The organism is Cellulomonas sp. P22, assembly GCF_044392165.1.
In genome coordinates this window covers 1-23,956 of the sequence record NZ_JBISBW010000004.1, presented here as the reverse complement: position 1 = coordinate 23,956, position 23,956 = coordinate 1, and the positions used below count along the sequence as shown (strand labels likewise).

The following is a 23,956-nucleotide window of genomic DNA, read 5'->3' as shown; positions in this document are numbered from 1 at the left end:
ACGGCTCGAGGGCCCCGCACCGGAGTGGTGCGGGGCCCTCGGGGTCGGGCGGGTCGTGCGGGGTGCGCGTCAGACGATGGGGAGCGCCGACGTCGCGGGCGTGCCGGTCTCGACCGGCACGGTGCCGGCGAGGCCCGCCCGCAGCGCCGCACCGAGCTGGGTGTCGACGTTCGTCCAGTACTGGATCGCGCGCTCGCGGATCGCCTCGTTCTTCACGCCGCCGACGTGGCCCGTGATCGTGTCGAGGAAGCGGGCCCGGGCGGCGTCGTCGAACACGTCGCGGTAGAGCGTGCCCGCCTGGCCGAAGTCGTCGTCCTCGGCGTGCAGGCTCGCCGCGGTGCGCACGAGGTCGCCGTCGGACTCCCAGCCACGGGACTCCGCGGCGACGTCGGCGTGGGCCGCCGGGCCGCCGACCGAGTTGGGCGCGTACACCGGGGTGCTGGCCGAGTTGAAGCCCGAGCGCATCGCGCCGTCCTGCGAGTACGAGTGCACCGGCGCCGCGTGCGGCGCGTTGACGGGCAGCTGCGCGTGGTTGGTGCCCACGCGGTACCGGTGCGCGTCGGCGTAGGAGAAGATGCGCGCGAGGAGCATCTTGTCGGGGCTCGCCGCGATGCCGGGCACGAAGTTGCTCGGCGCGAACGTCGCCTGCTCGATCTGGGCGAAGTAGTTCTCGGGGTTGCGGTTCAGCTCGAGCGTGCCGACCTCGATCAGCGGGTAGTCCGCGTGCGGCCACACCTTCGTGAGGTCGAACGGGTTGAACCGGTAGTCCTTGGCGTCGTCGTACGGCATGACCTGGACCGAGAGCGTCCACGACGGGAAGTCGCCGCGCTCGATGGCCTCGGAGAGGTCACGGATGTGGACGTCCGCGTCAGACCCCGCGAGCTGCGAGGCCTGGTCGTTCGAGAAGCACTTGATGCCCTGGTTGGTCGTGAAGTGGTACTTGACCCAGAAGCGCTCACCCGCGGCGTTGATCCACTGGTAGGTGTGCGAGCCGAAGCCGTCCATGTGTCGCCACGACGCCGGGATGCCGCGGTCGCCCATGAGCCAGGTCACCTGGTGCGCCGACTCGGGGGACAGGCTCCAGAAGTCCCACTGCATGTCGTTGTCGCGCAGGTGGGTGCCCGGCAGCCGCTTCTGCGAGTGGATGAAGTCGGGGAACTTGATGCCGTCGCGGATGAAGAAGACGGGGGTGTTGTTGCCGACCAGGTCGTAGTTGCCCTCGGTCGTGTAGAACTTCAGCGCGAAGCCGCGCGGGTCGCGCCACGTGTCGGGCGAGCCCGCCTCGCCGGCGACGGTCGAGAAGCGGGCCAGCGTCTCGGTGGTGGTGCCCTGCTGGAACACAGCGGCGCGCGTGAACGCGCTGACGTCGTGCGTCGTGGTGAACGTGCCGAACGCGCCGCCGCCCTTGGCGTGCACGACGCGCTCGGGGACGCGCTCGCGGTTGAACTGCGCGAGCTTCTCGACGAGGTAGTGGTCGTGCAGGACGATCGGGCCGTCGGCGCCGACGGACTGGGAGTGCGCGTCGGAGGCGACGGGGGCGCCCGAGCTGGTCGTGGTGGGCGGGACGTTCGACATGAAGTTCCTCTCGGTGTCCCGGCGGGCCGGGGGGTTGTGCTCTGCGCAGACGGTGGCAGGCAGACGGTCGTGGGGTGCCGGTCGGTCAGTCGGTCCGGCAGGTGGGGCACAGGCCCCAGTACGTGACCTCGGCGGTCTCGACGGTGAATCCCGACGAGGAGCTGGGCACCAGGCAGGGCGCGTGCCCGACCGCGCAGTCCACGTCGTCGATCGCGCCGCACGTGCGGCACACGACGTGGTGGTGGTTGTCGCCGACCCGGCGCTCGTAGCGCGCGGGGTGGCCCGCGGGCTCGATCTGGCGCACGAGGCCCGCGGCGGTCAGCGCGTGCAGCACGTCGTAGACGGCCTGCACCGATGCCGTGCCGAGCTGCTCGCGCACAGCGGTGATCACGGCGTCGGCGTCGGCGTGCGGGTGCTCGGCCAGCGCTGCGAGCGTGGCGAGGCGGGTCGGGGTGACCCGCAGCCCGCTCTCGCGCAACTGCTGCTCAGGGCTCGCGGTGGTCATGGCCGCCACCCTAGCGGCTTATCTGGAACAGATCCAGTTCTGGAATAGATCCAGGACGACGCGCGGGTCTCGACCCGCGTTCAGCGACCACCGGCGACTCTGGTAAGGTCGTCCTCGACTGACCTGGATCGGTGGTTGCTCGACGAGCAGACACGGAATCCGGGTGCACAAGTGGAGTCACCTCCCACCTGAGTTTCGACCGCTCGATCTCTGATCGACGACAGAGGCCAGGTCCCGGTCCGGAGAGCGCGACGTGATACGTCGTGCTCGGCTCGCCGTCGCGCGAGGCGCTCGTCGCGCCGCGTATGGCGGTCCGGACTGTCGTGGCCCCCACCTGTGCCCAGGTTCGGGGGCCTTTCCCGTTCCTGGTGATCCCCACGACGAACCTGAGGAGCACCACATCAGCGAGCCCCGCATCAACGATCGGATCCGCGTCGCCGAGGTCCGCCTGGTCGGCCCCAACGGCGAGCAGGTCGGCATCGTCCGCGTGGAAGACGCACTGCGCCTGGCCCAGGACGCCGATCTCGACCTGGTCGAGGTCGCTCCGGACGCCCGTCCGCCCGTCTGCAAGATCATGGACTACGGCAAGTTCAAGTACGAAGCAGACATGAAGGCGCGCGAGGCCCGGCGCAACCAGACGAACACGATCCTCAAGGAGATCCGTTTCCGCCTGAAGATCGACCCGCACGACTACGGCACCAAGAAGGGCCACGTCGAGCGGTTCCTCAAGGCCGGGGACAAGGTCAAGGTCATGATCATGTTCCGCGGTCGCGAGCAGTCGCGACCGGAGATGGGCATCCGTCTGCTCCAGCGCCTCGCCACGGACGTCGCCGACCTCGGCTTCATCGAGAGCGCGCCGAAGCAGGACGGGCGCAACATGATCATGGTGCTCGGCCCGGTCAAGAAGAAGGCCGAGCAGAAGAGCGAGCAGCGTCGCGCCGCCCAGACCCAGACGAGCGACGAGAGCCACGCCGGCGACGAGCGTCCCGACGAGCAGCCCGCGGAGCAGCCCGCAGCGGTGACGGCCCCGGCCGCACAGCCTGCGAGCGCCCCTGCCGCACCGGCCGCGACGCCGGAACCCGAGGCCGTGAACGCCGAAGCACCCGCGGAGGCGGAGGCACCTGCCGAGGCACCTGCCGAGGCGGAAGCACCTGCCGAGGCACCCGCAGCAGAGCAGAAGCCCGCCGCGGCGGCGCCCAAGGCTCCGGCTGCGAAGGCCCCGGCCAGGGCGAGCGCCCCGGCCAAGGCCACCAAGCCCGCCGAGGCGACCGCCGAGGCACCTGCCGCCGCAGCACCGGCCCCCCGGCCCACGCCGCGTCCGGCACCGAGCGCAGCGCAGCCTGCTGCGCCTCGCCCGGCCCCCCGGCCCGGCCCGGCCAAGCCGGCGGCGAAGCCCTCGCCGTCCGCTCGCCCGGGACAGACCACGGCCTGACCTGAACGACGGACGGGGATCCTCACTCGGACCCCCGCACGAACGAGTCGCGCCACCCCGCGCGATGCGACGACAAGGAGAGAGCGGCAGCCATGCCGAAGAACAAGACGCACTCCGGTGCCAAGAAGCGTTTCCGGGTCACCGGCAGCGGCAAGCTCATGCGTGAGCAGGCCAACGGTCGTCACCTGCTCGAGCACAAGTCGAGCCGTCGCACCCGGCGTATCGCCGGCGACGTCGTCGTCTCTGCTGCTGACGCCCCCAAGATCAAGAAGCTGCTCGGCAAGTGACCTCGTGGGCGCGTGAGCGCCCCGGAGTCACCTGCGAGCCCCGACACGCAAGGAGCATCACGTGGCACGCGTGAAGCGGGCGGTCAACGCCCACAAGAAGCGCCGTACAACCCTCGAGCGCGCCAGCGGTTACCGTGGCCAGCGTTCGCGTCTCTACCGCAAGGCGAAGGAGCAGGTCACCCACTCCCTCGTCTACTCCTACCGCGACCGCAAGGCGCGCAAGGGAGACTTCCGCAAGCTGTGGATCCAGCGCATCAACGCGGCCTCGCGCGAGCAGGGCATGACGTACAACCGCCTGATCCAGGGTCTGAAGCTCGCCGGCATCGAGGTCGACCGCCGCGTGCTCGCCGACCTCGCGGTCAACGACGCGCCCGCGTTCAACGTCCTGGTGAAGGCTGCCAAGGACGCGCTGCCGGCCGACGTGAACGCGCCCACCGCGGCGTGACGCGCTGACTGCTTCCCCGGACGCCCGGCCGATGCCCGAGCTGACCAACCCCCGCGCCGAGCGGGTCAAGGCAGCACGGGCGTTGGCCGGGCGTTCCGTTCGTCGTCGCACCGGACGGTTCCTGGTCGAGGGCCCCCAGGCGGTACGCGAGGCCGTCCGCTTCGCCGCCGCCCACGTGCGTGAGGTCTACCTGACCGAGGCCGCGGCCGAGCGCTACGACGAGATCGTGGCCGACGCGCGGGCAGCCGGGCTGTCCGTGCGCACCGGGACACCCGAGGTCCTCGACGCGATGTCGGGCGACGCCCAGGGGGTGCTGGCTGTGCTCGAGCACCGGCCCGCGACCCTCGAGCAGGTCCTCGCCGCGCGCCCCCGGCTCGTGGCGGTGCTCGCGAACGTCCGCGACCCCGGCAACGCCGGCACCGTGATCCGTGCTGCCGACGCCGCGGGGGCGGACGCGGTGGTGCTCGCGGGGGAGTGCGTCGACCCGCTCAACCCGAAGGTCGTGCGCTCGACGGCAGGGTCGCTGTTCCACCTGCCGGTCGTCGCCGACGTCGCCCTGGCCGAGGTCGTGCACGCCGTGCGCACCGCAGGGCTGACGGTGCTCGCTGCCGACGGCGCGGGCGACCGCGACCTCGACGACCTGCAGGACGTCGCCGCGACGCGCCAGGTGCCCGGCGGGGACCCCGACCTGCACCGGCCGACAGCCTGGGTCTTCGGGAACGAGGCCTGGGGCCTGCGACCCGAGGACCGTGAGCTCGCGGACGCCGTGGTGCGGGTGCCGATCCGCGGCCGGGCCGAGTCGCTCAACCTCGCGACCGCCGCGACGGTCTGCCTGTACGCGAGCTCACGCGCCCAGCGCTGAGCTGCACCTTCCCCTGCTCCTACCCAGCCCCCTGCCGTGCGCGGCAGGGGGCTGGCATGGTGGTCGGATGCGCCTGTTCGTCGCCGTCCGCCCACCGGCCCCGGTGCTCGACCACCTGGACCTCGCCCTGCGCGTCGTCCAGGCGCACGAGGCGCTGACCGCGGACCCCGCGGACGTCCGGTGGACGCTCGAGGAGAACCGTCATGTGACGGCGGCGTTCTACGGGACGCTCCCCGACGGGCGCACCGACGAGCTCGTGGCCGCGCTCGAGGACGGGGTCCGGGCGATCCCGCCCTTCGAGCTGCGGCTGCGCGGGGCGGGGGTGTTCGCGCACCGGACGCTGTGGGTCGGGGTGGCGGGCGACCTCGGGTCGATGCGACGGCTGTCGGCGATGGCCGGCGCCGCGGGCGAGGAGGTCGGTGCGAGGCCCGACGACCGGGTCCGCTCGCGCCCGCACCTGACGGTCGGCCGGGTCGGCGCGCCCACCCCGGCGGGTCGTGGCCGCCGTCGCCGCGACCGTCCGACCGACGACCCGGCGGCGTCGCTGGTGCGGGCGCTCGCCGTGTACGACGGGCCCGAGTGGACGGTCGAGGAGCTGCTGCTCGTGGCCTCCGCTCCGGGCGCCGGTCGCGGCGGTGGTCCGCTCTACACACCGGTGCAGGCGTTCGCACTGGGTGCCTGAGCTGGGCTGGGCGCCCGACGTGCGGGGTGTGGCACCATGGCGCCATGCCCGTCGCAGCCCCGACCGCCCCGCGTGGTCGCCGATTTAGGTGGCCCGTCCCCGGGCCGCGCCGCTGACGCCGTGCACCAGGACGTCACCCTGATGGGGTGGCGCACAGGCCCCCGGGACGGGCGCCACTAGACTTTCCCGCTGGTCGTGTGCTCCGCGCACCGGCCGGCCCGCTCCCGCCTGGAAGGCCCGGATGTCCACTCCTGTGTCCCCACTGTCCCCGCTCGACGCCGCCGGCATCGAGGCGGCCCTGGCCGATGCGCTCGCCGCGCTCGAGCAGGCGTCCGGCCTCGACGAGCTCAAGGCCGCCCGTCTCGAGCACGTCGGCGAGCGCAGCCCGCTCGCGCTCGCGAACCGCGAGATCGGTCAGCTGCCCCCGGCCGACAAGGCCGTGGCCGGCCGGCTCGTCGGTGCCGCACGCGGCCGGCTCGCGAAGGCCCTCGCCGCCCGCCAGGAGCAGCTCGAGGCCGAGCGCGACGAGCGGGTGCTCGTCGAGGAGTCCGTCGACGTGACGCTGCCCGTCGACCGGCACCCCCGCGGAGCCCGCCACCCGCTCGAGATGCTCTCCGAGCGGATCGCGGACATCTTCGTCTCGATGGGCTGGGAGATCGCCGAGGGGCCCGAGGTCGAGGCCGAGTGGTTCAACTTCGACGCGCTCAACTTCGGCGTCGACCACCCCGCTCGCCAGATGCAGGACACGTTCTTCGTGGACTCGGGCGAGCCGGGCGTCGACTCGCACCTGGTGCTGCGCACGCACACCTCGCCCGTCCAGGCCCGCTCGCTTCTGAGCCGCGAGCTGCCCGTGTACATCGCGTGCCCGGGCAAGGTGTTCCGCACCGACGAGCTCGACGCGACGCACACCCCCGTCTTCCACCAGGTCGAGGGGCTCGCGGTCGACAAGGGCCTGACCATGGCGCACCTCAAAGGCACGCTCGACCACTTCGCCCGGGCGATCTTCGGCCCCGAGGCGCGCACCCGGCTGCGCCCGTCGTTCTTCCCGTTCACCGAGCCGTCCGCCGAGATGGACCTGTGGTTCCCGCAGAAGAAGGGCGGCCCGGGCTGGATCGAGTGGGGTGGCTGCGGGATGGTCAACCCGAACGTGCTGCGCGCCGCGGGCATCGACCCCGACGTCTACACGGGCTTCGCGTTCGGCATGGGGATCGAGCGCACGCTGATGCTGCGGCACGGCATCGCTGACATGCACGACATGGTGGAGGGCGACGTGCGCTTCTCCCTGCAGTTCGGGACGGAGATCTGATGCCGCGCATCCCTCTGACGTGGCTCGCCGAGCACGTCGACCTTCCGGCGGGCACGACCGCCGAGCAGCTCGCCGCCGACCTGGTCCGCGTCGGGCTCGAGGAGGAGGCCATCCTCCCCGCGGCCGTGACCGGTCCGCTCGTGGTCGGCGAGGTCGTCGAGCGGACGCCCGAGCCGCAGAAGAACGGCAAGACCATCAACTGGTGCCGCGTCGACGTGGGCGCGCTCAACGAGGCCGACGGGTCGCCGCGCGGCATCGTGTGCGGCGCGCACAACTTCGACGTGGGCGACCGCGTGGTCGTCGCGCTGCCCGGCGCTGTGCTGCCCGGACCGTTCCCGATCGCGTCGCGCAAGACGTACGGCCACGTCTCGGACGGCATGATCTGCTCGGCCCGCGAGCTGGGGCTGGGCGAGGACCACGACGGAATCATCGTGCTGTCCCGCATCGGGATCGACGCCGAGCCGGGGGCGGACGCGCGCGAGCTGCTGGGCCTCGGCGAGGAGGTCCTCGAGATCAACGTGACGCCCGACCGCGGCTACTGCTTCTCGATGCGGGGCGTCGCACGGGAGTACTCGCACGCGACGGGCGCCGCGTTCACCGACCCGGGCCTGGCGACCGCGGCCGACACCGCGGTGTCCGGTGACGTCACGGGTGCGGGCTTCGCGGTCGAGATCGTCGACGCGGCCCCCGTCCACGGCGTGCCCGGCGCGGACCGGTTCGTCGCGCAGGTCGTGCGCGGGGTCGACGCCTCGGCGCCCTCACCTGCGTGGATGCAGCGCCGCCTGACGCAGGCGGGCATGCGTCCGATCTCGCTCGCGGTCGACGTGACGAACTACGTGATGCTCGACCTGGGGCAGCCGCTGCACGCGTACGACCTGTCGCAGGTGGCCGCGCCGATCGTGGTGCGGCGCGCCGTGCCCGGCGAGCGTCTGCGCACCCTCGACGACGTCGAGCGGGTGCTCGACCCCGAGGACCTGCTCATCACCGACAGCCCCGCGGGCGGGGACGCCTCACGGATCCTTGGCCTGGCGGGGGTCATGGGCGGCGCCGAGAGCGAGGTCGCGTCGGGCACGAGCGACCTGCTGATCGAGGCCGCGCACTTCGACCCGGTCACCGTCGCCCGCACGGCGCGGCGCCACAAGCTGCCCACCGAGGCGGCCAAGCGCTTCGAGCGCGGGGTCGACCCGCAGCTGCCGCGTGTCGCGGTCGCGCGGGTCGTCGAGCTGCTCGTGGAGCACGGTGGCGGCGTCGCGGACGTCGCGGTCACCGACGTGGACCGGACCCCGGCCCCCACGACCGTCGCGCTGCCGGTCGGCCTGCCGGCCCGCCTCGTGGGGGTCGACTACACCTCGGCGCAGGTGCGCGAGACGCTCGAGGACATCGGCTGCACCGTGTCGGGTGCGCCCGACGCGGGCGTCGTCGAGGTGCAGGTCCCGACGTGGCGCCCCGACCTGACGGAGCCCGTCGACCTGGTCGAGGAGATCGCGCGGCTGCGCGGCTACGACGCGATCCCGTCCCTGCTGCCGGTCGCCCCCGCGGGGCGCGGCCTGTCGGCGGGGCAGCGTGCGCGTCGGGCCGTGGCCCGCACGCTCGCCGACGCCGGGTTCGTCGAGACGCTCAGCTACCCGTTCGTGGGCACCGAGCAGCACGACGCGCTCGCGCTCCCGGCTGACGACGTGCGTCGCCGGGCGGTGCGGCTGGTCAACCCGATGTCCGAGACCCAGCCCGAGCTCCGCACGAACGTGCTGGTCACGCTGCTCGAGACCGTGCGCCGCAACGTCGGACGCGGCACGGCCGACCTGGCGGTGTTCGAGATGGGTCTCGTGACCCGCCCGGTGCCCGGTGCGCCCCTGCCGCCGAGCCTGCCGGGGGCTGTGCGTCCGTCGGACGACGAGCTCGTCGCGCTCGAGGCCGGCGTCCCCGCCCAGCCGCGGCACGTCGCCGGGTTCGTGTCGGGCCATCGTGAGCCTGCCGGCTGGTGGGGTGCGGGGCGTCGTGCCGACCACACCGACGCGATCGAGGCCGCGCTGCTGGTGGCCGAGGGCGCCGGCACCCAGGTCGTGGTGCGGGCGGGCACCGGGCACGCGCCGTGGCACCCGGGGCGCACAGCACGGCTCGAGACGCTCGACGGGCGCCTCGTGGGCCATGCGGGCGAGCTGCACCCCAAGGTCGTCGCTACCCTCGGCCTGCCCGAGCGGTCGGCGGCGTTCGAGGTCGACCTCGACGTCCTGCTCGACGCCGCCCCCGGCGAACCCGTGCAGGCTCACGAGGTCTCGTCGTTCCCGGTCGCGAAGGAGGACATCGCGCTGGTCGTCGACACGGACGTGCCGGTGGCCGACGTGCAGGCCGCGGTGCGCACCGGAGCGGCCGCGAGCCCGGCCGGCGACGTGCTCGAGGAGCTGCGCCTGTTCGACGTCTACACCGGACCGCAGCTGGGCGACGGCAAGAAGTCGCTGGCGTTCTCGCTGCGGCTGCGCGCGGCCGACCGCACCCTGACGGCCGAGGAGGCCGCGGGCGTGCGCGAGGCGGTCGTGGCCGAGGCGGGTCGACGGGTAGGGGCCGTGCTGCGCGCCTGACCTGCGCACGCCCACCCGCACGTCACCGCCCGTTGGCGGCGCCGACGACGCAGCGCCCGCCCCGCCTCTGCGGGGTCGGGCGCTGCGTCGTCAGACGTTCAGCCCGCTGCCCGCCGGGAGCGGGCACGACCAGGTCGCCTCGGTCCAAGACCAGCGGGAGGTGACCTGCTTCCCGTCGACGTCGGGGCAGGGCGGTCGCTGCAGGCCGTAGGAGAGGTAGCCGGCCACGAGCGCGACGCTGAGCAGCACGGCGAGCACGGTGGCGGCGCGCCGCAGCCACGGAGGGCTCGTCGCGTCGCCCGCGAGCGGGATCATGTCCACGGCAGCGATGCTAGAGCTCGCAGGTGTCGTCCGTGCACGCGTCGGCCGCACCGGCAGGCGTGAGGTCCACGGGGGCGGCGGCCTCCCAGGCACGCTCGAGCAGCTGGGTGAACACCTCGACCGGCTGGGCGCCCGAGACCGCGAGGCGGCGGTCGGCGACGAAGAACGGGACGCCACGGACCCCGAGCGCCCGGGCCTGCTCCTCGTCCCGGCGCACGGCCTCGCCGCCGTCGCCGCCGGCCAGCGCCGCGCGCACGTCGTCGTCGGTGAGCCCGGAGGCACCGCACCCGGCGTCCGCGGCGAGCCGCACCAGGGTGTCGTGGTCGCCGAGGTCCGCGCCGTGGGTGAAGTGGGCGGCGTACAGGATCTCGACCGTGCGGTCGGCGAGGTCGTCGCCGCCCGCGCTGCGTGCCACGTGCACCAGGCGGTGCGCGTCGAACATGTTCACAGCGAGCGTCGTCGCGAGGTCGAGGGTGAGGCCGTCCTGCGCCGCGACCTCGGAGACCTGCGCGAACATCTGCCGCACCTGGTCCTCGGCGATCCCCTTGTGACGGGCGAGCGCCTCGATCTCGGGGACGCCGGGCCCGGCGGGCGTGTCGGGGGAGAGCTCGTACGAGCGCCACACGGTGCCCACCGCGTCGCGGTGGGCGAAGCCTGCGAGCGCAGCGGCGTAGCGGCGCCGACCGATGTAGCACCACGGGCAGGCGATGTCCGACCACACCTCGACCTCGAGGGTGCGGGCGGACGACGTGGGTGGCTGGGGGACTGCGGTGATGGTCGTCACGGGAGCAGCAGGACCTTTCCGGTGGTGGTGCGCCCTTCGAGAGCGCGGTGGGCCTCGGCGGCGTCGACGAGCGGGAACGTGGCGCCGATGCGCACGTCGAGGGTGCCGGCGAGGACGGCTGCGAAGAGCTCGTCGGCACGCCAGGTGAGCTCGTCGCGCGTCGCGACGTAGTGCCCGAGCGTCGGGCGGGTGAGGTAGACGGAGCCCGCACGGTTGAGGAGCTGGGGGTCCACCGGGGGGACGGGGCCCGACGCGGCGCCGAACAGCGCGAGGCCGCCGCGCGGTCGCAGCGAGGCGAGGGACGCGTCGAACGTGCTGCGCCCGACGCCGTCGAACACGGTGTGCACCCCCGCGCCGCCGGTGAGCTCGCGGACCAGGGCGGGCAGCTCGGTGGTCAGGTCGTCGAGCTCGGTGTAACGGATGACGTCGCTCGCACCGGCCGCGCGCGAGAGGGCCTCCTTCGCGGACGATCCCACGGTCGTGATCACGCGCGCGCCGCGGGCCACAGCGAGCTGCGTGAGCAGCAGCCCCACGCCCCCTGCGCCGGCGTGCACGAGCACGTCCTGGCCCGGGGTCACGGGAAACGTCGAGCTCACCAGGTAGTGGGCCGTGAGGCCCTGCAGCGGGAGCGCCGCGGCCACGAGGTCGTCGACACCGGGCGGCACGGCCAGCGTCTCGCGCACCGGGACGACCGCGAGCTCGGCGTAGGAGCCCGGTCCGGCGCTCCAGGCGACACGGTCACCCACGGCCACGTCGGTGACCTGGGAGCCGACGGCGACCACGGTCCCGGCGCCCTCGGAGCCCACGACGTGGGGGAACGGCACGGGGTAGAGGCCTGATCGGCGGTAGGTGTCGATGAAGTTGACCCCGGCGGCAGCGACCTGCACCAGGACGTCGGTGGGGCCGGGATCGGGGTCGGGGCGGTCGACGACGTGCAGGACGTCCGGGCCGCCCGGGGCGACAGCTTCGATGGCGCGCATGTGGCGGGAACAGCATCGGGGGGTGGATCATTCCTGGTGGGCGGGGTGCGGCGTGTCGCACCGTGGACCCCTACGCATCATCCTGCACGGGCGTGTATGTTCATACATATGTCCTTCACGGTAGCTGTCGCAGGAGCGAGCGGGTACGCCGGCGGCGAGATGCTCAGGTTGCTGCTCGCCCACCCCGAGGCGAAGATCGGCACGCTCACCGCGCACTCCAACGCCGGGACGGCGCTGGGCGTCCACCAGCCGCACCTGCGCAGCATCGCGGACCGTGTGCTGGCACCGACCTCGGTCGACGAGCTCGCGGGCCACGACGTCGTCGTCCTGGCCCTGCCGCACGGTGCGAGCGGAGAGATCGCCGCGGCGCTGGCTGCACGCGGTGAGGACACGATCGTGCTCGACCTGGCCGCCGACCACCGCCTCGTTGACCCGACCGCGTGGGAGGCCTACTACGGCAGCGCGCACGCCGGGACCTGGCCCTACGGTCTGCCCGAGCTGCTGCACGCCGGCGAGACCAGCGCCGCGGCACAGCGCGCGCAGCTCGCCACGGCCCGCCGGATCGCTGTCCCCGGCTGCAACGTGACCGCCGTGACCCTGGGCCTGCAGCCCGGTGTGGCGGCAGGGCTCGTCGAGCCGACCGACCTCGTGGCCGTGCTCGCGAACGGCTACTCGGGGGCCGGGCGCACGCTCAAGACCCACCTGCTCGCCAGCGAGGCGCTCGGCAGCGCGCAGCCGTACGCCGTGGGCGGCACCCACCGGCACATCCCCGAGATCCAGCAGAACCTCGCCGTCGCCGGTGCGCACGACGTGACGATCTCGTTCACCCCGACCCTCGTGCCCATGTCGCGCGGCATCCTCGCGACCGCCACCGCGCGCCTCGCGCCGGGCGTGGACCCGGGGGACGTCCGGGCTGCGTGGGTGGCCGCGTACGCCGACGAGCCGTTCGTCGAGCTGCTGCCCGAGGGTCAGTGGCCCACCACAGCCGCCACGCTCGGGGCGAACACAGCGCTCGTGCAGGTCGCGGTCGACGAGCGCGTGGGACGCGTCGTGACGGTGACCGCGATCGACAACCTCGTCAAGGGCACCGCCGGCGGCGCCCTGCAGTCGCTCAACGTCGCGCTCGGCCTGCCCGAGACGACCGGTCTCCCGCTGGACGGAGTCGCGCCGTGACCGTCACCTCCCCGGGCGGGTTCCGCGCCTCGGGCGTCACCGCCGGCCTCAAGGCCTCGGGCCGCCCCGACCTCGCGCTCGTCGTCAACGACGGGCCGCTGCAGGTCGCCGCGGGCGTGTTCACCTCCAACCGCGTCGTCGCCGCGCCCGTCGTCTGGTCGCGGCAGGCCGTCGCGGACGGCGTCGCCCGCGCCGTCGTGCTCAACTCGGGCGGCGCGAACGCCTGCACCGGCCCCGAGGGCTTCGCCGACACGCACCGGACCGCCGAGCACGTGGCCCAGGTGCTCGGCACCTCCGCCGGAGACGTCCTGGTCTGCTCGACCGGGCTCATCGGCGAACGGCTCCCGATGGACCTGCTGCTCCCGGGGGTGGACGCCGCTGTCGACGCCCTCGACCCCGACGGTGGCGCGGCCGCCGCGGTCGCCATCATGACGACCGACACCGTCGCCAAGACCGTGCACTTCCAGGGGGACGGCTGGTCGGTCGGCGGCATCGCGAAGGGCGCCGGGATGCTCGCGCCGGGCCTCGCGACCATGCTCGTGGTCCTCACGACCGACGCGGTGGTCAGCGCTCCCGAGGCCGAGGCAGCGCTGCGGGCCGCGACCCGGGCCACGTTCGACCGGGTCGACTCGGACGGCTGCATGTCGACCAACGACAGCGTGCTGCTGCTCGCGTCCGGGGCCTCGGGCGTCACGCCGGGCGCCGACGCGCTCGGGCTCGCGCTCCGCGAGGCGTGCGCCGTGCTCGCCCGCGCACTGGTCGCCGACGCCGAGGGCGCGAGCCACGACATCGCCGTGACCGTCACGCACGCGACCACCGAGGACGCCGCGGTGGCCGTGGCCCGCGCCGTGACCCGCTCGAACCTGTTCAAGGCGGCCGTGTTCGGCAACGACCCCAACTGGGGCCGCGTGCTCGCGGCCGCGGGCACCGTGCCCGAGCAGGTCGCGCCGTTCGACGCCGACCGGCTGGACGTGAGCATCAACGGCGTCCAGGTCTGCCGCGCGGGGGGCGTCGGCGAGGACCGCACGCTCGTCGACCTCGCCGCGGCCCGTGAGGTCACGGTCGAGCTCGACCTGCACGCGGGCGACGCGAGCGCCACGGTGTGGACCAACGACCTCACGCACGACTACGTCCACGAGAACAGCGCGTACGCCACATGAACCAGCCCGGCACAGACCCGCACACCGACGAGGACTTCGTGTTCAACACCCGCACCGACCTGCGCCCCGACCAGAAGGCGGAGGTGCTCATCGAGGCGCTGCCCTGGTTGCAGCGCTTCAAGGGCGCGCTCGTGGTGGTCAAGTACGGCGGCAACGCGATGATCGACGAGGACCTCAAGCGGGCCTTCGCCGAGGACATGGTGTTCCTGCACCGTGTGGGGCTGCGTCCCGTGGTGGTGCACGGCGGCGGTCCCCAGATCAGCTCGATGCTCGACCGGCTCGGGATCGAGAGCGAGTTCCGCGGCGGGCTGCGCGTCACGACGCCCGAGGCGATGGACGTCGTCCGGATGGTGCTCACCGGGCAGGTCTCGCGCGAGCTCGTGGGTCTGCTCAACGCGCACGGACCGCACGCGGTGGGGCTCTCGGGCGAGGACGGCGGGCTGCTGCAGGCCCGGCGCAGGCACGCGGTGATCGACGGCGCGCTCGTGGACGTGGGCCTCGTGGGCGACGTCGTACAGGTCAACCCGTCGGCCGTGCTCGACCTGCTCGACGCGGGACGCATCCCGGTGGTCTCGACGGTGGCCCCCGACATCGACGACCCGACCCAGGTGCTCAACGTCAACGCCGACACGGCCGCGGCGGCGCTCGCGGTGGCCCTCGGCGCCCGCAAGCTCATCGTCCTGACCGACGTCGAGGGCCTGTACACGAGCTGGCCGGACCGGTCGTCGCTCGTGCGCCGGATCCGGGCCAGCGAGCTCGCCGACCTGCTGCCCAGCCTCGACTCGGGCATGCGCCCCAAGATGGAGGCGTGCTGGCGTGCGGTCGAGGGCGGTGTCGGCCGGGCGCACGTGATCGATGGCCGGGCCGCGCACGCGATCCTGGTCGAGGTCTTCACCTCGGACGGCATCGGCACGATGGTGCTGCCCGACGACGAACCCGTGCCGTCGCCGTTCACCGGGCAGGTGCCCGTGGTCGGTGTCGACGTGACCCCTGACGGAGGTGCGCGATGAGCGCCGAGCTGGAAGCCCAGGACCCGACCGCCACGACGCTGGTCGCGCCCGACTCGGGGGCCCGGTGGACGCAGCGCTACTCCGCAGCGCTCATGGACACGTTCGGCACCCCGCAGCGGGTCCTCGTGCGCGGAGAGGGCGTGTACGTGTGGGACGCGGACGGGCGGCGCTACCTCGACCTGCTCGCGGGCATCGCGGTCAACGCGCTGGGCCACGCGCACCCCACGCTGACGGCGGCCATCTCGGCGCAGCTGGGGACGCTCGGTCACGTGTCGAACTTCTTCGCCACGCCCACCCAGGTCGCGCTCGCCGAGCGGCTGCTCTCGATCGCGGACGCCCCGGAGGGCTCGCGGGTGTTCTTCACGAACTCGGGCACCGAGGCGAACGAGGCAGTGGTGAAGATGGCCCGCCGGACGGGACGTCGCCGCATCCTCGCGCTCGAGGGCTCGTTCCACGGGCGGACCATGGGCGCGCTCGCGATGACCCACAAGCCCGCCTACCGGGAGCCGTTCGAGCCGCTGCCCGGCGGCGTCGAGTTCCTCCCCTTCGGGGACACCGAGGCGCTCGAGGCGGCCTTCGCGCAGGACGGCGACGACGTCGCGGCACTCGTGCTCGAGCCGATCCAGGGCGAGGCGGGCGTGCGTCCGCTGCCTCCGGGCTACGTCGCGCTCGCGCGCCGGCTCACCTCCGACGCGGGGGCGCTGCTCGTGCTCGACGAGGTGCAGACCGGCATGGGGCGCACGGGCCGGTGGCTCGCGCACCAGCACCCGCACCTGGGCGGAGGGGTGCGGCCCGACGTCGTGACCCTCGCCAAGGGCCTGGGGGGAGGCTTCCCGATCGGGGCTGTCGTGGCCTACGGCGAGCGGGCAGCGACGCTGCTCGGGCGCGGACAGCACGGCACGACGTTCGGCGGAAACCCCGTCGCGGCGGCCGCGGGCCTGGCCACGATCGGTGTGATCGAGCGCGATGGGCTGCTCGGGAGCACGACCGAGGTGGGCGAGCGGCTGCGGGCCGACATCCGGGGCCTGGGTCACCCGCTCGTGGCCGAGGCGCGCGGGGAGGGGCTGCTCATCGCGATCGAGCTGGCCGCTCCCGTCGCGGCCACCGTCGCAGCGCGCGCGCTCGAGGCGGGCTTCGTCGTCAACCCCTGCAACCCGACCACCCTGCGCCTGGCGCCGCCGCTGATCCTCACGACCGACCAGGTGGCGCCCTTCGTGGCGTTCCTGGGCGCCCTGCCCCACGACCTCGGAACGGAGGCCTGACATGGTGCGTCACTTCCTGCGTGACGACGACCTCGACCCGCGCGAGCAGCAGCGGGTGCTCGAGCTGGGCCTCGCGTTCCGCGACGACCGGTTCATCCGCACCCCCCTCTCCGGGCCGCGTGCCGTCGCGCTGCTGTTCGACAAGCCGTCGACCCGCACCCGGGTGTCGTTCGCGGTGGGGGTCGCCGAGCTCGGCGGCTACCCCATGCTCATCGACGGCGCGAGCTCCCAGCTCGGGCGCGGCGAGCCCGTCGAGGACACCGCCCGGGTGCTGGACCGGCAGTGCGCGGCCATCGTGTGGCGCACGTTCGCTCAGAGCGACCTCGCGCGCATGGCCGCGGCGTCCGCGGTGCCCGTGGTCAACGCCTTGACCGACGAGTTCCACCCGTGCCAGGTGCTGGCGGACCTCATGACCGTCGCCCAGCTGCGCGGGGGGGTCGGCGCGCTCGCGGGCACGACGCTGGCCTACGTGGGTGACGGCGGCAACAACATGGCGAGCTCCTACCTCCTCGGCGGGGCGACCGCCGGCCTGCACGTGCGCATCGGCACCCCCCCGAGCTTCCTGCCCGATCCCGAGGTGGTCGAGACAGCGACCCGGATCGCGGCCGAGACCGGCGGCTCGGTGCTCGTGACGCACGACCGCGTCGAGGCGCTCACCGGGGCGGACGTGCTCGCGACCGACACGTGGGTCTCGATGGGCCAGGAGCTCGACGCGGACGGGCGCGCTGAGCCCTTCGTGCCGTTCCGGCTCGACGACGCCGCGCTCGAGCTCGCCGCCCCCGACGCGATCGTGCTGCACTGCCTGCCCGCGTACCGGGGCAAGGAGATCACCGCCTCGGTCCTCGACGGCCCGCAGTCGGCCGTGTGGGACGAGGCCGAGAACCGTCTGCACGCGCAGAAGGCGCTGCTGACGTGGCTGCTGGAGCAGTCATGAGCACAGCACCCTCGCTGCAGCCGACGCCGGACGTGGCGCGCAGCACGGTCCCGCAGACCAAGGCGGCGCGGCACGCGCTCATCACGGCCCTCCTCGCCCGCCGGTCGATCCATTCGCAGGCCGAGCTCGCCGACTCCCTCGCCGAGGAGGGCGTCTCGGTCACGCAGGCCACGCTCTCGCGCGACCTCGTCGAGCTGCGGGCCGTGAAGATCCGGACAGCCACGGGGGCGCTCGCGTACGCGGTGCCCGCCGAGGGCGGTGACCGCACGCCCGCGCTGGCCGACTCCGAGGCTCTCGCGGCGCGTCTCGGCCGGCTGTGCGCCGAGCTGCTCGTCGGGGCCGAGGCGTCGGGCAACCTCGTGGTGCTGCGCACCCCGCCGGGCGCCGCGCAGTTCCTCGCCTCGGCGATCGACCACTCGGTGCTCCCCGCGGTGCTCGGCACGATCGCGGGCGACGACACCGTCCTCGTGATCGCCCGCGACAACGGCGACGGTGGTGACGGCGCGGCCCTCGCCGCACGCTTCATGACCCTGGCGACCGACGGCTGAAGTCGTCGCGACCTCTTCGGTGCCCCGAACACGGGGCGCCGGTACACCTGAACAGTTCCTGCGATGAGAAGAGACATGTCATGACTGAGCGCGTCGTCCTCGCCTACTCGGGCGGCCTGGACACCTCCGTGGGCATCGGGTGGATCGCCGAGGCCACCGGGGCCGAGGTCATCGCCGTGGCGGTCGACGTCGGCCAGGGCGGCGAGGACCTCGAGGTCATCCGCCGCCGTGCGCTCGACTGCGGCGCGGTCGAGGCGTACGTCGCTGACGCCCGCGACGAGTTCGCGACCGAGTACTGCATGCCCGCGCTGAAGGCGAACGGCATGTACCTCGACCGCTACCCGCTGGTCTCGGCGATCTCGCGGCCCGTGATCGTCAAGCACCTGGTGCGCGCCGCCCGCCAGTTCGGCGCGACGACCGTCGCGCACGGCTGCACGGGCAAGGGCAACGACCAGGTCCGCTTCGAGGTGGGCATCACCTCGCTCGCGCCCGACCTCACCTGCCTGGCGCCGGTGCGCGACCTCGCGCTGACCCGCGACAAGGCGATCGAGTTCGCCACGAAGCACTCGCTGCCCATCGAGACCACCAAGCACAACCCGTTCTCGATCGACCAGAACGTGTGGGGCCGCGCGGTCGAGACCGGGTTCCTCGAGGACATCTGGAACGCGCCGACCAAGGACGTCTACACCTACACCGACGACCCGACGTTCCCGCCGGTCGCCGACGAGGTCGTCATCACGTTCGAGCAGGGCGTGCCCGTCGCGCTCGACGGCGTGGCGGTCACCCCGCTGCAGGCCATCCAGGAGATGAACCGTCGCGCCGGCGCCCAGGGCGTGGGTCGCATCGACATCGTCGAGGACCGCCTGGTGGGCATCAAGTCCCGCGAGGTGTACGAGGCGCCGGGCGCGATCGCGCTCATCGCCGCGCACCAGGAGCTCGAGAACGTCACGGTCGAGCGCGAGCAGGCCCGGTTCAAGAAGGGCGTCGAGCAGCGCTGGTCCGAGCTGGTCTACGACGGCCAGTGGTTCTCGCCGCTCAAGCGCTCGCTCGACGTGTTCGTCGAGGACACCCAGCGCTACGTCTCGGGCGACATCCGCATGGTGCTGCACGGTGGCCGTGCGACGGTCACGGGCCGCCGCTCGGACGCGAGCCTGTACGACTTCAACCTCGCGACGTACGACACGGGCGACACGTTCGACCAGTCGGCCGCGAAGGGCTTCATCGAGATCTACGGCCTGACCTCCAAGCTGTCCGCCGCGCGCGACGTGCGGTTCGGCAACGCCGAGGACCTGGGCGCCGCGGGCGGGATCACCGGTGCCTGAGAGCCCGGGCGACGGCGCGCGGGTGAGCCTGTGGGGCGGCCGGTTCGCCGGCGGTCCCGCGGACGCGCTCGCCGCGCTGTCGAAGTCGACGCACTTCGACTGGCGGCTCGCGGGGCACGACATCGCGGGGTCGGTGGCCCACGCGCGGGTGCTGCACGCCGCGGGACTGCTCGACGACGCCGAGCTCGCGGGCATGGTCGACGCCCTGGGCCGCCTGCGGGAGGACGTCGCCTCGGGGGCCTTCGGGCCGTCGGAGGACGACGAGGACGTGCACACGGCCCTCGAGCGCGGGCTCATCGAACGCGCGGGTCCTGAGCTCGGGGGCAAGCTGCGGGCGGGGCGCTCGCGCAACGACCAGATCGCGACGCTCGTACGGATGTACCTGCGCGAGCAGGCCCGCTCGCTCGGGGCGCTCGTGCTCGACGTCGTGGACGCGCTCGTCGACCAGGCCCGGGCCGCGGGCGACGCGCCCATGCCGGGCCGCACGCACCTGCAGCACGCCCAGCCGGTGCTGCTGGCCCACCACCTGCTCGCGCACGCGTGGCCGCTGCTGCGCGACGTCGAGCGGTGGGTCGACTGGGACGCGCGCGCCGCGGTGTCCCCGTACGGCTCGGGGGCGCTCGCGGGCTCCTCGCTCGGTCTGGACCCGGCCGCGGTCGCGGCCGACCTGGGGTTCGCGGGGCCGGTCGAGAACTCGATCGACGGCACGGCCTCGCGCGACGTGGTCGCGGAGTTCGCGTTCGTGGCGGCCATGACGGGCATCGACCTGTCGCGGTTCGCCGAGGAGGTCGTGATCTGGGCGACCAAGGAGTTCGGCTTCGTCCGCCTGGACGACGCGTACTCGACCGGGTCGAGCATCATGCCGCAGAAGAAGAACCCCGACGTCGCCGAGCTCGCCCGTGGCAAGGCCGGCCGGCTGGTGGGCGACCTCACCGGCCTGCTCACCACGCTCAAGGGCCTGCCGCTCGCGTACAACCGCGACCTGCAGGAGGACAAGGAGCCGGTGTTCGACCAGGTCGACACGCTCGCCGTCCTGCTGCCCGCGTTCGCCGGGATGACCGCGACCCTCACGTTCGACACCGACCGCATGGCCGCGCTCGCCCCCCAGGGGTTCTCGCTCGCGACCGACGTGGCCGAGTGGCTCGTGCGCGAGGGCGTGCCGTTCCGGGTCGCGCACGAGGTCGCCGGCGCGTGCGTGCGGGTGTGCGAGGGGCGCGGCATCGAGCTGTGGGACCTGTCCGACGAGGACCTGGCCGCCATCTCGCCGCACCTGACGCCGCGCGTCCGTGAGGTCCTGAGCGTCGAGGGCTCGCTCGCCTCGCGCTCGGCGCACGGCGGGACGGCTCCGGTGCGCGTCCGCGAGCAGCTCGAGCGTGCCCGCGCGCGGGCCGACGAGCTGCGGGCCTGGACCGCGTAGCGGTGCACGACGGACCGGAGAGGCCGGTGACCCCGCGCGACGACCGCGGGGTCACCGGCCTCTCGGTGTCCTCGGGCGAGCCGGGCAGACCCAGCGCGACCTCGCACGCGCCGGTGGACGGTTCCGAGGGAGCCGCGGACGTGCTCGCGGACCGGGTGCTCGCGACCCGGCCCCGGCTGGGCCCGGTCCGGCTCGTGTGCGTCGACGGCCCCGCGGGCTCGGGCAAGTCGACGCTCGCGGCACGGCTGGCCGATCGGCTCGCCGCCGGGGGGACCCAGGCGGTCGTGGTGCACCTTGACGACCTGTACGCCGGGTGGTCGGGGCTCGAGGGTGACCTGTGGCCACGGCTCAGCGCGCAGGTGCTCGAGCCGTTGCGACGCCAGCTCCCCGGGCGCTACCAGCGCTACGACTGGGTCGCCGGGGAGTTCGCCGACTGGGTCGACGTGCCCGTGCCGCAGGTGCTGGTGCTCGAGGGCTGCGGTGCCGCCCGTCGGGAGGCCGCCGCCGACGCGGCGCTCACGGTGTGGGTCGAGGCGCCGGCCGGGTTGCGCCTCGAGCGCGGGCTCGCACGGGACGGCGCGGACATGCGCACGCACTGGCTCACGTGGATGGAGACCGAGGCGGCGCACTTCGCGCGCGAACGGACCCGTGAGCGGGCTGACGCGCGCATCGACGCGTACGGCAAGATGGCGGGATGAGCAGCGGCCTGACGGGCGACGGCACGCAGGGCACCCCGGTGCCCGCGGTCGGTGCGTCGGCTGCACCTCCGGCGTCGTCCGCCGTGCCGTCCGACACCCCGCCCGACGCGGTCGCCACGATGCGGGGGAGCGGTCCTGTGCCGGCGCGGGCCTGGTACGCGCGCGACGTGCTCGCGGTGGCTCGCGACCTGCTCGGGGCGTTCGTCACGACCCGGTCGGTCGACGGGGACGTCACGCTGCGCATCACCGAGGTCGAGGCGTACGGCGGCAGCGCCGACCCGGCCTCGCACGCCTACCGGGGCCGGACCCAGCGCAACGCCGCGATGTTCGCCGAGCCGGGCCGGCTCTACGTCTACCGGCACCTGGGCCTGCACCACTGCGCGAACGTCGTGACCGGACCCAGCGGCGACCCCTCGGCGGTGCTGCTGCGAGCTGGCGAGGTCGTGGCGGGCGTCGAGCTCGCCCGCGAACGGCGCGAGCGGTTAGGCGTGCTGGACTCGGACCGCCAGCTGGCCCGCGGGCCGGGACGTCTGGCTGTGGCGCTGGGGCTCGACCTCACCCAGAACGGCGCGGACGTGACCGAACGCGACGGGTTCGTCGTGCTGCACCGGCTCGAGGGTGCGCCGAGCGGCGTGCACGCCGCGGGCGCACGCGTCGGGGTCGGCGGCGAGGGGGCGGACGTGAGCCGCTTCCCGTGGCGGCTGTGGCTGACCGACGAGCGGACCGTCACGGCGTACCGCCCTGCCTATCGCCCGCCGACGTCGGGGAGCAGCCCGCGCAGCGGGGCGACGTCGGCCTGAGACCTGCCTTCCACCGGACCTGTACCTGGGGCGCCTGCCCCTGCAAGGAGAGACACCTGTGACGCACATCCTCGACGAGCTCGCCTGGCGCGGGCTCGTCGCCCAGAGCACCGACCTCGACGCGCTGCGCACAGCGCTCGACGACGGGCCCATCCGCCTGTACTGCGGGTTCGACCCCACCGCGCCGAGCCTGCACATCGGCAACCTCGTGCAGATCCTCACGGTGCGCCGCTTCCAGCTGGCCGGGCACCTGCCCTTCGCCCTCGTGGGCGGCGCGACGGGCCTGATCGGCGACCCCAAGATGGCGGGGGAGCGCACGCTCAACGCCCCCGACGTCGTCGCGGGCTGGGTCGAGCGCATCCGCCGGCAGATCGAGCCGCTGCTCGACTTCGAGGGCCCGACCGCGGCGACCATGGTCAACAACCTGGACTGGACGGCGCCGATGTCGGCGATCGACTTCCTGCGGGACGTCGGCAAGCACTACCGGCTGGGCACCATGCTCGCCAAGGACACCGTCGCGCGCCGGCTGAACAGCGACCAGGGGATCAGCTTCACGGAGTTCAGCTACCAGATCCTGCAGGGCATGGACTACCTCGAGCTGTACCGCCGTCACGGGGTGAGCCTGCAGACCGGCGGCAGCGACCAGTGGGGCAACCTGCTGTCCGGCGTCGAGCTCGTGCGCAAGGTCGACGGCGAGGGCGTCCACGCGCTCACCACACCGCTCATCACCAAGGCCGACGGCACCAAGTTCGGCAAGACCGAGAGCGGGACGGTGTGGCTCGACGCCGAGCTCACGACGCCCTACGCGTTCTACCAGTTCTGGCTCAACGCCGACGACGCCGACGTGGCCCGCTACCTCAAGGTGTTCACGTTCCGCTCCGCGGAGGAGATCGCCGAGCTCGAACGAGCGGTCGCCGAACGGCCTGCCGCTCGGGAGGCGCAGCGCACGCTCGCCCACGACGTGACGTCGCTGGTCCACGGGACCCACGCGGCTGACCAGGTGGTCGCGGCGAGCCAGGCCCTGTTCGGCCGCGGTGAGCTCGCGGGACTCGACGCGGTGACCCTTGCGGCCGCCGTCGCCGAGCTCCCGACCGCCTCGGCCCGGCTCGGCGACCCGCTCGTCGACCTGTTCGCGGCGAGCGGTCTCGTCGCGAGCAAGGGTGCCGCGCGCCGTGCGGTTGCTGAGGGGGGCGCCGCTGTCAACAACGTCAAGGTCGCGGACGAGGCGGACGTCCTCGCGCCCGAGCACCTGCTGCACGGGCGCTGGGCCGTGCTGCGCCGGGGCAAGCGCACCCTCGCCGTCGTCGACGTCCAGGCCTGAGTCGCCCGGGCTCCTGCTGCGCACCACGACCGTGCTGGTCACGGCGGTGCGCAGCAGGGGGCGGGGTGTGGTCGCGATCACGAGGTCTCAAGTTGACGCTCCGCGGGGCCCCGCGTAATGTTCTCGAGGTCGCCCTGCCAGGGAGGAACGGACGCCGAGGAGCAAACCTCGGAGGCCGGTCCCCGGGGGAGCGACCACCCCAGCTTCAGACTTGAGACGCTTCTGGCGTCCGGTCAGCATGCCGGGTGGCGGTTTCGGCCAGTGAACGCGACGAGCGGTCAGGGCCGGAGAAAAACTCCGCTAGAGTAGAAAACGTCGCCTGAGGGAAGACGCCCGAACGGCCGCCGCGAGGTGGTCACGGAGGGAAAAGAACTCGGGTAGGCTTGAATAGCTGCCTCACGGAGGGCCTGAAAGGGCCCGAAGAGATGCGCGTCTGTTCCTTGAGAACTCAACAGTGTGCCAAGTAGTCGATGCCAAGATGGTTCATCTTCTGGTGGTTGCCGGCCTTCGGTCGGTGGTTGTCGGTTGGTGAGTCTTGGTTGACTGAGGGCATCGT

23 protein-coding genes are annotated in these 23,956 nt (G+C 73.4%); 18 read left to right on the top strand and 5 right to left on the bottom strand.

Annotated elements, in window-relative coordinates; translation table 11 throughout:
* Nucleotides 1-69 precede the first annotated feature (69 nt).
* Both ACGIF2_RS04200 and ACGIF2_RS04195 read right to left on the bottom strand, forming a co-directional pair.
* Nucleotides 70-1,575 carry a catalase gene (locus tag ACGIF2_RS04200; RefSeq protein WP_396043814.1) on the bottom strand — a complete coding sequence of 502 codons (1,506 nt, stop codon included), beginning with the start codon at nucleotides 1,573-1,575 and terminating at the stop codon, nucleotides 70-72.
* An 85-nt stretch (nucleotides 1,576-1,660) separates the two neighbouring features.
* Nucleotides 1,661-2,080, bottom strand: a complete 420-nt coding sequence (locus ACGIF2_RS04195) for a Fur family transcriptional regulator (protein ID WP_396043812.1) — start codon at nucleotides 2,078-2,080, stop codon at nucleotides 1,661-1,663.
* Nucleotides 2,081-2,414: 334 nt separating this feature from the next.
* Between ACGIF2_RS04195 and infC the strand changes: the two genes are divergently transcribed.
* The 7 genes from infC to pheT all read left to right on the top strand — a co-directional run bounded on the left by infC (nucleotide 2,415) and on the right by pheT (nucleotide 9,670).
* Nucleotides 2,415-3,512 (top strand): translation initiation factor IF-3, encoded by a 1,098-nt coding sequence (gene infC, locus ACGIF2_RS04190; protein WP_396044212.1) that lies wholly within the window; start codon nucleotides 2,415-2,417, stop codon nucleotides 3,510-3,512.
* 92 nt (nucleotides 3,513-3,604) lie between these two features.
* Nucleotides 3,605-3,799, top strand: a complete 195-nt coding sequence (gene rpmI / locus ACGIF2_RS04185; RefSeq protein WP_066582156.1) for a 50S ribosomal protein L35 — start codon at nucleotides 3,605-3,607, stop codon at nucleotides 3,797-3,799.
* A gap of 61 nt (nucleotides 3,800-3,860) precedes the next feature.
* The gene (rplT, locus tag ACGIF2_RS04180) at nucleotides 3,861-4,244 is read left to right on the top strand and encodes a 50S ribosomal protein L20 (RefSeq protein ID WP_396043810.1); all 384 of its coding nucleotides are present in this window, start codon (nucleotides 3,861-3,863) and stop codon (nucleotides 4,242-4,244) included.
* 31 nt (nucleotides 4,245-4,275) lie between these two features.
* On the top strand, nucleotides 4,276-5,106 hold the full coding sequence (locus tag ACGIF2_RS04175) for a TrmH family RNA methyltransferase (RefSeq protein WP_396043808.1): 831 nt from the start codon (nucleotides 4,276-4,278) through the stop codon (nucleotides 5,104-5,106).
* Nucleotides 5,107-5,173: 67 nt separating this feature from the next.
* Nucleotides 5,174-5,788: an RNA 2',3'-cyclic phosphodiesterase gene (gene thpR / locus ACGIF2_RS04170; RefSeq protein WP_396043806.1), complete on the top strand. Its 615-nt coding sequence runs from the start codon at nucleotides 5,174-5,176 to the stop codon at nucleotides 5,786-5,788.
* Nucleotides 5,789-6,029: 241 nt separating this feature from the next.
* A complete protein-coding gene (pheS, locus tag ACGIF2_RS04165) occupies nucleotides 6,030-7,094 on the top strand; it encodes a phenylalanine--tRNA ligase subunit alpha (RefSeq protein WP_396043804.1) in 1,065 nt (354 codons plus the stop codon).
* The gene (pheT, locus tag ACGIF2_RS04160) at nucleotides 7,094-9,670 is read left to right on the top strand and encodes a phenylalanine--tRNA ligase subunit beta (RefSeq protein ID WP_396043802.1); all 2,577 of its coding nucleotides are present in this window, start codon (nucleotides 7,094-7,096) and stop codon (nucleotides 9,668-9,670) included. The genes pheS and pheT overlap by 1 nt, the downstream gene beginning before the upstream one ends.
* 90 nt (nucleotides 9,671-9,760) lie before the next feature.
* On the opposite strand, the gene ACGIF2_RS04155 is transcribed toward pheT, so the two are convergent.
* Genes ACGIF2_RS04155 through ACGIF2_RS04145 form a run of 3 tightly spaced genes read right to left on the bottom strand, consistent with a single transcriptional unit; the run spans nucleotide 9,761 to nucleotide 11,755 of the window.
* Complete coding sequence (locus tag ACGIF2_RS04155) at nucleotides 9,761-9,991, bottom strand: hypothetical protein (protein WP_396043800.1); 231 nt, start codon at nucleotides 9,989-9,991, stop codon at nucleotides 9,761-9,763.
* Nucleotides 9,992-10,001: 10 nt separating this feature from the next.
* Nucleotides 10,002-10,775 carry a DsbA family oxidoreductase gene (locus ACGIF2_RS04150; RefSeq protein WP_396043798.1) on the bottom strand — a complete coding sequence of 258 codons (774 nt, stop codon included), beginning with the start codon at nucleotides 10,773-10,775 and terminating at the stop codon, nucleotides 10,002-10,004.
* A complete protein-coding gene (locus ACGIF2_RS04145; RefSeq protein ID WP_396043796.1) occupies nucleotides 10,772-11,755 on the bottom strand; it encodes a quinone oxidoreductase family protein in 984 nt (327 codons plus the stop codon). Before ACGIF2_RS04145 ends, ACGIF2_RS04150 begins: the two co-directional genes overlap by 4 nt.
* Nucleotides 11,756-11,863: 108 nt before the next feature.
* On the opposite strand from ACGIF2_RS04145, the gene argC reads away from it, so the two are divergent.
* From argC to tyrS, 11 genes are all read left to right on the top strand, one after another.
* Nucleotides 11,864-12,928 carry an N-acetyl-gamma-glutamyl-phosphate reductase gene (argC, locus tag ACGIF2_RS04140; RefSeq protein ID WP_396043794.1) on the top strand — a complete coding sequence of 355 codons (1,065 nt, stop codon included), beginning with the start codon at nucleotides 11,864-11,866 and terminating at the stop codon, nucleotides 12,926-12,928.
* The gene (gene argJ, locus ACGIF2_RS04135; RefSeq protein WP_396043792.1) at nucleotides 12,925-14,088 is read left to right on the top strand and encodes a bifunctional glutamate N-acetyltransferase/amino-acid acetyltransferase ArgJ; all 1,164 of its coding nucleotides are present in this window, start codon (nucleotides 12,925-12,927) and stop codon (nucleotides 14,086-14,088) included. The genes argC and argJ overlap by 4 nt, the downstream gene beginning before the upstream one ends.
* Entirely contained in the window at nucleotides 14,085-15,098 is a 1,014-nt protein-coding gene (gene argB, locus ACGIF2_RS04130; RefSeq protein WP_396043790.1) for an acetylglutamate kinase, read from the top strand. The genes argJ and argB overlap by 4 nt, the downstream gene beginning before the upstream one ends.
* The gene (locus ACGIF2_RS04125) at nucleotides 15,095-16,360 is read left to right on the top strand and encodes an acetylornithine transaminase (protein WP_396043788.1); all 1,266 of its coding nucleotides are present in this window, start codon (nucleotides 15,095-15,097) and stop codon (nucleotides 16,358-16,360) included. Before argB ends, ACGIF2_RS04125 begins: the two co-directional genes overlap by 4 nt.
* A gap of 1 nt (nucleotide 16,361) precedes the next feature.
* The gene (argF, locus tag ACGIF2_RS04120; RefSeq protein WP_396043786.1) at nucleotides 16,362-17,294 is read left to right on the top strand and encodes an ornithine carbamoyltransferase; all 933 of its coding nucleotides are present in this window, start codon (nucleotides 16,362-16,364) and stop codon (nucleotides 17,292-17,294) included.
* Nucleotides 17,291-17,842, top strand: coding sequence for an arginine repressor (locus ACGIF2_RS04115; RefSeq protein ID WP_396043784.1), 552 nt, complete (start codon nucleotides 17,291-17,293; stop codon nucleotides 17,840-17,842). Before argF ends, ACGIF2_RS04115 begins: the two co-directional genes overlap by 4 nt.
* Nucleotides 17,843-17,922: 80 nt before the next feature.
* Complete coding sequence (locus ACGIF2_RS04110; protein ID WP_396043782.1) at nucleotides 17,923-19,164, top strand: argininosuccinate synthase; 1,242 nt, start codon at nucleotides 17,923-17,925, stop codon at nucleotides 19,162-19,164.
* Nucleotides 19,157-20,581, top strand: a complete 1,425-nt coding sequence (gene argH, locus ACGIF2_RS04105) for an argininosuccinate lyase (protein WP_396043780.1) — start codon at nucleotides 19,157-19,159, stop codon at nucleotides 20,579-20,581. The genes ACGIF2_RS04110 and argH overlap by 8 nt, the downstream gene beginning before the upstream one ends.
* A gap of 26 nt (nucleotides 20,582-20,607) precedes the next feature.
* Entirely contained in the window at nucleotides 20,608-21,279 is a 672-nt protein-coding gene (locus ACGIF2_RS04100; protein WP_396043778.1) for a uridine kinase, read from the top strand.
* Between the two features lie 119 nt (nucleotides 21,280-21,398).
* Nucleotides 21,399-22,079, top strand: coding sequence for a DNA-3-methyladenine glycosylase (locus tag ACGIF2_RS04095; protein ID WP_396044209.1), 681 nt, complete (start codon nucleotides 21,399-21,401; stop codon nucleotides 22,077-22,079).
* A 58-nt stretch (nucleotides 22,080-22,137) separates the two neighbouring features.
* Nucleotides 22,138-23,400, top strand: a complete 1,263-nt coding sequence (tyrS, locus tag ACGIF2_RS04090) for a tyrosine--tRNA ligase (protein WP_396043776.1) — start codon at nucleotides 22,138-22,140, stop codon at nucleotides 23,398-23,400.
* Nucleotides 23,401-23,956: the final 556 nt, after the last annotated feature.

Bases quoted from the DNA above. Each gene is read 5' to 3' on its own strand.
- ACGIF2_RS04115 (WP_396043784.1), top strand. From the start codon at position 17,291: ATGAGCACAGCACCCTCGCTGCAGCCGACGCCGGACGTGGCGCGCAGC.
- pheS (WP_396043804.1), top strand. From the start codon at position 6,030: ATGTCCACTCCTGTGTCCCCACTGTCCCCGCTCGACGCCGCCGGCATC.
- ACGIF2_RS04125 (WP_396043788.1), top strand. From the start codon at position 15,095: ATGAGCGCCGAGCTGGAAGCCCAGGACCCGACCGCCACGACGCTGGTC.
- ACGIF2_RS04200 (WP_396043814.1), bottom strand. From the start codon at position 1,575: ATGTCGAACGTCCCGCCCACCACGACCAGCTCGGGCGCCCCCGTCGCC.
- pheT (WP_396043802.1), top strand. From the start codon at position 7,094: ATGCCGCGCATCCCTCTGACGTGGCTCGCCGAGCACGTCGACCTTCCG.
- ACGIF2_RS04145 (WP_396043796.1), bottom strand. From the start codon at position 11,755: ATGCGCGCCATCGAAGCTGTCGCCCCGGGCGGCCCGGACGTCCTGCAC.
- ACGIF2_RS04110 (WP_396043782.1), top strand. From the start codon at position 17,923: ATGACTGAGCGCGTCGTCCTCGCCTACTCGGGCGGCCTGGACACCTCC.
- ACGIF2_RS04175 (WP_396043808.1), top strand. From the start codon at position 4,276: ATGCCCGAGCTGACCAACCCCCGCGCCGAGCGGGTCAAGGCAGCACGG.
- ACGIF2_RS04195 (WP_396043812.1), bottom strand. From the start codon at position 2,080: ATGACCACCGCGAGCCCTGAGCAGCAGTTGCGCGAGAGCGGGCTGCGG.
- thpR (WP_396043806.1), top strand. From the start codon at position 5,174: ATGCGCCTGTTCGTCGCCGTCCGCCCACCGGCCCCGGTGCTCGACCAC.
- rpmI (WP_066582156.1), top strand. From the start codon at position 3,605: ATGCCGAAGAACAAGACGCACTCCGGTGCCAAGAAGCGTTTCCGGGTC.
- argC (WP_396043794.1), top strand. From the start codon at position 11,864: ATGTCCTTCACGGTAGCTGTCGCAGGAGCGAGCGGGTACGCCGGCGGC.
- argB (WP_396043790.1), top strand. From the start codon at position 14,085: ATGAACCAGCCCGGCACAGACCCGCACACCGACGAGGACTTCGTGTTC.
- argF (WP_396043786.1), top strand. From the start codon at position 16,362: ATGGTGCGTCACTTCCTGCGTGACGACGACCTCGACCCGCGCGAGCAG.
- ACGIF2_RS04095 (WP_396044209.1), top strand. From the start codon at position 21,399: ATGCGGGGGAGCGGTCCTGTGCCGGCGCGGGCCTGGTACGCGCGCGAC.